8 protein-coding genes are annotated in these 6,381 nt (G+C 68.1%); all 8 read left to right on the top strand.

Annotated features, from left to right (window positions below; genetic code table 11):
* The coding region (gene thiC, locus Q0S71_RS11845; protein ID WP_295995438.1) for a phosphomethylpyrimidine synthase ThiC at positions 1–1,181 on the top strand (1,181 nt) is incomplete at its 5' end.
* Positions 1,182–1,189: 8 nt separating this feature from the next.
* A complete protein-coding gene (gene thiS, locus Q0S71_RS11840) occupies positions 1,190–1,393 on the top strand; it encodes a sulfur carrier protein ThiS (RefSeq protein WP_295995435.1) in 204 nt (67 codons plus the stop codon).
* A 30-nt stretch (positions 1,394–1,423) separates the two neighbouring features.
* Entirely contained in the window at positions 1,424–2,215 is a 792-nt protein-coding gene (locus Q0S71_RS11835) for a thiazole synthase (protein ID WP_295995431.1), read from the top strand.
* On the top strand, positions 2,212–3,036 hold the full coding sequence (locus Q0S71_RS11830; protein WP_295995428.1) for a hydroxymethylpyrimidine/phosphomethylpyrimidine kinase: 825 nt from the start codon (positions 2,212–2,214) through the stop codon (positions 3,034–3,036). The genes Q0S71_RS11835 and Q0S71_RS11830 overlap by 4 nt, the downstream gene beginning before the upstream one ends.
* A gap of 78 nt (positions 3,037–3,114) precedes the next feature.
* Entirely contained in the window at positions 3,115–3,738 is a 624-nt protein-coding gene (gene thiE, locus Q0S71_RS11825; RefSeq protein WP_295995425.1) for a thiamine phosphate synthase, read from the top strand.
* 57 nt (positions 3,739–3,795) lie between these two features.
* Positions 3,796–4,443, top strand: coding sequence for a response regulator (locus Q0S71_RS11820; protein ID WP_295995421.1), 648 nt, complete (start codon positions 3,796–3,798; stop codon positions 4,441–4,443).
* Between the two features lie 296 nt (positions 4,444–4,739).
* Positions 4,740–5,237, top strand: coding sequence for a response regulator (locus Q0S71_RS11815; protein WP_295995416.1), 498 nt, complete (start codon positions 4,740–4,742; stop codon positions 5,235–5,237).
* A 133-nt stretch (positions 5,238–5,370) separates the two neighbouring features.
* Positions 5,371–6,381, top strand: a 1,011-nt coding sequence (locus Q0S71_RS11810; RefSeq protein ID WP_295995414.1) for an S-(hydroxymethyl)glutathione dehydrogenase/class III alcohol dehydrogenase, incomplete at its 3' end; no start/stop codon positions are given.

The raw sequence follows: 6,381 nt of genomic DNA, 5'->3' as shown, positions 1-6,381 counted from the left end.
GGCACGTAGCGCAGCAGCACGCCGGCGAGGAGGTCGAGAAGATGACGTGGGCCATACGCTGGGGCGGCGACAACGTCATGGATCTGTCGACCGGCAAGCATATCCACGAGACGCGCGAATGGATCATCCGTAACAGTCCTGTACCGATCGGTACAGTCCCGATTTACCAGGCGCTGGAAAAGGTCAACGGCAAGGCCGAGGACCTGACGTGGGAAATCTACCGCGACACGCTGATCGAACAGGCCGAGCAGGGCGTCGACTACTTCACCATCCACGCCGGCGTGCTGCTGCGCTACGTGCCGCTGACGGCCAAGCGCCTGACCGGCATCGTCTCGCGCGGCGGCTCCATCATGGCCAAGTGGTGCCTGGCGCATCACAAGGAATCGTTCCTGTACACGCACTTCGAAGACATCTGCAAAATCATGAAAGCCTACGATGTGTCGTTCTCGCTGGGCGACGGCCTGCGGCCCGGCTCCATTTACGACGCCAACGACGAGGCCCAGCTGGGCGAACTGAAAACGCTGGGCGAGCTGACGCAAATCGCGTGGCAGCACGACGTGCAGGTGATGATAGAGGGACCGGGCCACGTGCCGATGCAGCTGATTAAAGAGAATATGGAGCTGCAGCTGGAGCAGTGCGGCGAAGCGCCGTTCTACACGCTGGGGCCACTGACGACCGACATCGCGCCCGGCTACGACCACATCACCTCCGGCATAGGCGCGGCGCTGATCGGCTGGTACGGCACGGCCATGCTGTGCTACGTGACGCCGAAAGAACATCTGGGCCTGCCGGACAAGGGCGACGTCAAGGACGGCATCATCACGTACAAGATCGCGGCCCACGCGGCCGACCTGGCCAAGGGCCATCCGGGCGCGCAGATCCGCGACAACGCGCTGTCCAAGGCGCGCTTCGAATTCCGCTGGGACGACCAGTTCAACCTCGGCCTCGATCCCGACAAGGCGCGCGAATTCCACGACGAGACGCTGCCGAAGGACTCGGCCAAGGTCGCGCATTTCTGTTCGATGTGCGGGCCGCATTTCTGTTCGATGAAGATCACGCAGGAAGTGCGCGAGTACGCGGCGCAGCATGGCGTGAGCGACGGCGCCGCGCTGGAGCAGGGCATGCAGGTCAAGGCGATCGAGTTCGTCAAGAACGGCGCCGAGCTGTATCGCAAGCTGTGAGGCCGGCCATGATAGACATCGAACTCAATGGCCAGGCGCATCGCGTGCCGGCGCTGCACACGCTGGACGACTTGGTCGCCGCGCTGTCGCTGCGCGGACAGGCGCTGGCGCTGGCCGTCAACCGCACCGTGGTGCCGCGCCAGCAATGGCCGCGGCACGTGCTGCAAGCGCAGGACAAAGTGGACATCGTGCGCGCCATCGGCGGCGGCTGAGCCGCACCAACCTCAAACCAAGGGAATGAAATGACACAGCACACACCGGACCTGCTCACCATCGCAGGCAAAACCTATCAATCGCGCCTGCTGGTCGGCAGCGGCAAGTACCGGGACCTGGCGCAGACGCGCGCGGCCACCGACGCCGCCGGCGCGGAAATCGTCACGGTGGCGATCCGCCGCGTCAACATCGGCCAGGACCCGGCGGCCCCCAGCCTGCTCGACGTGCTGCCGCCGTCGCACTACACCATCCTGCCCAACACGGCCGGCTGCTACAACGCCAGGGACGCGATCTACACCCTGCAAATGGCGCGCGAACTGCTGAACGGCCAGAAACTGGTCAAGCTCGAAGTGCTGGGCGATGAAAAATCGCTGTTCCCGCACATGCCGGAAACGCTGATCGCCGCCGAGGCGCTGGTGCGCGACGGCTTCGACGTGATGGTCTATTGCAGCGACGATCCGATCCAGGCCAGGCTGCTCGAACAAATCGGCTGCGTCGCCGTGATGCCGCTGGCGTCGCTGATCGGCTCCGGCATGGGCATCGTCAATCCGTGGAATTTGTCGCTGATTATCGAGCAGGCCACGGTGCCGGTGCTGGTCGACGCCGGCGTCGGCACCGCGTCCGACGCGGCCATCGCGATGGAACTCGGCTGCGACGGCGTGTTGATGAACAGCGCCATCGCCGGCGCGCGCGATCCGCTGCGCATGGCGCGCGCCATGCGGCTGGCCGTGCAGGCGGGGCGCGAGGCATATCTGGCCGGTCGCATCCCGAAGCGCCACGCGGCGTCGCCGTCCTCGCCGATGGCCGGCCGCGTCGCATGAGCGGCGCCGACGCGCACCGCGACCGTGGCGATGGCGCGGACCGTGCCGGCCTCGCGCTGCGGCCGTCGGTGTTGGTGTTCGCCGGCGTCGATCCCTCCGGCGGCGCCGGCATCGCGGCCGATCTGCAAGCCATCGCGGCGCAGGGCGCGCATGCGCTGACCGTCGTCACCGCGCTGACGGCACAGGACAACGACCGCGTCCACGCCGTGCAGCCGGTCGACAGCGCGTTCGTGCTGCGCCAGGCGCAGGCGCTGATCGCCACCATCCACATCGCCGCCGTCAAGATCGGCATCCCCGGCAGCGCCGCCAACGCCGGCGCCATCGCGGGCCTGGTCGCGCAGCTGCGGCTGCGCCAGCCGGAGCTGCCGGTGGTGCTCGACCCGATGCTGGCCAGCGGTCATGGTGATCCGCTGTCGCGCGACGACGCCATACAGGCGCTGGCGCCGTTGCTGCCGCTGGCGACGCTGATTCTGCCGAACGGCCCCGAAGCCCGGGCGCTGACGGGCCTCGACGACGCGGCCGCGCAGGCGCGCGCGCTGCGCGAACGCGGCTGCCGCCATGTGCTCATCACCGGCGGCCATGGCGACGGCGACGTCATCGTCAACCACTGGTTCGGCCCCGGCGACGACCGCCAGTGGCGCTGGCCGCGCCTCGACGGCGGCTTCCACGGCAGCGGCTGCACGCTGGCCGCCGCCGCCGCGGCCCTGCTGGCGCAAGGTCTGCCGATGGCGCAGGCCCTGGCGCTGGCGCAGCGCTATTGCGACCGCGCGCTGCACGCGTCGTATGCCATCGGCGCCGGCCAGCGCATCCCGCGGCGCTGACATGCGCGGCGGCGCCGGCCGTCCATCGCCCGCAAGGACGGCGCCGGCCACCTTCATCCCCCTTTTAGAAAGAACATCATGCGAGGACTTTATCTGCTCACCCCGAACTGGGACGACACCGCCCGCCTGCTGGACGTGACGGAACAGGCGCTGCAAGCCGGCGTCGCGCTGCTGCAATACCGCCACAAGACGGCCGGCGTGGCGCAACGCGAGGAGCAGGGCGGCGCGCTGCTGGCGCTGTGCCGCCGTTATTCGGTGCCCTTCATCGTCAACGACCACGCCGACCTGTGCCTGCTGCTGGGCGCCGACGGCGTCCACGTCGGCGGCACCGACGCGACGGTGGCGCAGGTCCGCGTCGCGCTCGGGCCGGACAAGATCGTCGGCGCCTCCTGCTACGGTGACATGCAGCGTGCTATCGACGCGCAGGCCGCCGGCGCCAGTTATGCGGCCTTCGGCGGCTTCTATCCCTCGCGCGTGAAGCAGTACGCGGTGACGACGCAGGCCGACATTGTCGACCGCGCGGGCGCCGTCATCACGCTGCCGCGCGTGGTCATCGGCGGCATGACGCCCGGGAACGCGCGGCCGCTGGTGGCGCGCGGCGCGGCGCTGGTGGCGGCCATCAGCAGCGTTTACCTGGCCGCCGACGCGGCGGCGGCGGTGGCCGAATTCCGCGCCCTGTACGATGGCGCAGAAATCGCCTGAAGCGGGCCGCAATCCGTTTTATAATGTGCCGTTGACTTTCGTTTAAGGTTGTCGCACATGCCGAATACCGCCTCCTCCGCCGCCGCCGTCGCCACCAAGCGCTACATCCTGATCGTCGACGACGACCTGCTGCTGCTCGACTTCCTCAGCGAGGTGCTGCGCCACGCCGGCTACGACACCGCGCAGGCTTCCTCCTCCGAACAGGCGCTGGAACTGATAGGCCAGCGCGAGCCGGACCTGGCGCTGCTCGACATCCACATGCCCGGCATGTCGGGCCTGGACCTGGCCAAGCAGCTGCACAGCCAGACGTCGGTGCCGTTCATGTTCCTGTCCGGCCGCGGCGACAGCGACGCCGGCAAGCAGGCCGCCTCGTTCGGCGCGGTCGGCTTCGTCGTCAAGCCGGTCGATGAAAAACACCTGATGCCGGCGTTCGAGGCGGGCCTGGCGCGCGCCGACGAAATCCGCCAGCTGCGCCGCACCGAGTTGAATCTGAACGCGGCGCTGGCCGCCGGCCGCGAGACCAGCCTGGCCGTCGGCCTGCTGATGGGGAAATTCCAGACCGACCGCAACACCGCCTTCGAGGTGCTGCGCGACCACGCCCGCTCCAACCGCCGCAAGGTCAATGAAATCGCCGACCAGCTGCTGACGGCGGAGGAAACCCTGAACCTGCTGCACGGCGCCTTCAACGCCCGCCTGAAAAAATAAACGCCGGCCGCGCGCTGTAGTTGATACAAAGCGCGGTTTGTTTTATTGCCCATTAGCATGTACACTGAGCTCAGCTGAAGACGGAAGCCATCCTTCCCGCCGCAGCGGTACGCCAGCGCCGCAGCACCCGCCCCGTACTATCCCTTGGCCGCCCGCCCCCTGCGGCCAGCATCCACCTTCGGCCCAGCTCCGCCGACCATCATCCTGCCAGCCGGTTGCGCCGCGCGCTGTTGCGCACGCGTCGCCTCGCCGATAGCGGATGTTTGCGATTTCAACCATTCGCGCGGAGTACCGACATGAAGATACAAGATCCAGACCACGGCGGCGACATCGGCAGCGCCGGCGGCGCCGGCCGCGCGCCGCGCGCCACGCTCCAGGAACTGCACGCGCAAATCGAGGCCGGCGTCTCGGCCGCGCTGCTGGCGGTGCGCTCGGCGCCGCGCGTGCTGCATGTCGACGGCGACGGCGATACCGCGCTGGTGCTGGCCACGCTGCTGGTGCCGGAAACCCAGGTCACCCACGTGCGCACGCTGGCCGCCGCGCGGCGCGCCATCGCGCACGAGCGCTACGCGCTGGTGGTGCTCGACCCCGACCTGCCCGACGGCGACGGCGCGGCCCTGATCGCGGCGCTCAAGCAGGCCGACAGCGCCACGCCGGTGCTGCTGTATTCGGCGCGCGAACCGGCCGACCGCGCCCAGGCCAGCGCCTTCCTGCCCAAGCCGTGGACCTCGCCGCGTCAGCTGTGGCGCACCGTGTCGCAGTTGCTGGGCATGGGCGGACCGGCCGAGGCCTGAGCTGAGCCTGAGCCTGGGCGCCGCCGGCGCCGGTATCCATGACGGTCCCGGCTTGCTATGATGTCGGACCGGCGCGGGCGTGACCATCGCCGCCGCACCGGACTCCCGAACAACGCAGCCACAGGACAGACACATGAAAACCAAAGCAGCCATTGCATGGAAGGCGGGCCAGCCGCTGACGATCGAAGAAGTTGAACTGGGCGGCCCGCGCGAGGGCGAGGTGCTGGTCGAAATCAAGGCCACCGGCATCTGCCACACCGACTACTACACGCTGTCGGGCGCCGATCCCGAAGGGATCTTCCCGTCCATCCTCGGCCACGAGGGCGCCGGCGTGGTGGTCGACGTCGGCCCCGGCGTCAAGAGCCTGAAAAAAGACGACCACGTGATCCCGCTGTACACGCCGGAATGCCGCCAGTGCAAATTCTGCCTGTCGCAAAAGACCAACCTGTGCCAGTCGATCCGCTCGACCCAGGGCCGCGGCCTGATGCCCGACGCGACCAGCCGCTTCTCCATCGACGGCAAGCCGATATACCACTACATGGGCACGTCCACCTTTTCCAACTACATCGTGGTGCCGGAAATCGCGCTGGCCAAGATCCGCGAAGACGCGCCCTTCGATAAAGTTTGCTACATCGGTTGCGGCGTCACCACCGGCGTCGGCGCCGTGCTGTTCACGGCCAAGGTGGAGGCGGGCGCCAACGTCGTCGTGTTCGGCCTCGGCGGCATCGGCCTCAATGTGATCCAGGCCGCCAAGATGGTCGGCGCCGACAAGATCATCGGCGTCGACATCAACCCGGCGCGCCAGGAGATGGCGCGCAAATTCGGCATGACGCACTTCATCAATCCGACCCAGGTCGAGAACGTGGTCGACGCCATCGTTCAGCTGACCGACGGCGGCGCCGATTACTCCTTCGAGTGCATCGGCAACACCACCACCATGCGCCAGGCGCTGGAATGCTGCCACAAGGGCTGGGGCCAGTCCATCGTCATCGGCGTGGCGGCGGTCGGGCAGGAAATCTCCACCCGTCCGTTCCAGCTGGTGACGGGCCGGGTGTGGAAGGGGTCCGCTTTCGGCGGCGCGCGCGGCCGCACCGACGTGCCGAAGATCGTCGACTGGTACATGGAGGGCAAGCTCAATATCGAC

This window comes from Rugamonas sp. (assembly GCF_025354735.1).
GTDB lineage: Bacteria > Pseudomonadota > Gammaproteobacteria > Burkholderiales > Burkholderiaceae_D > Rugamonas.
This window is presented reverse-complemented; position numbering and strand designations above follow the sequence as displayed.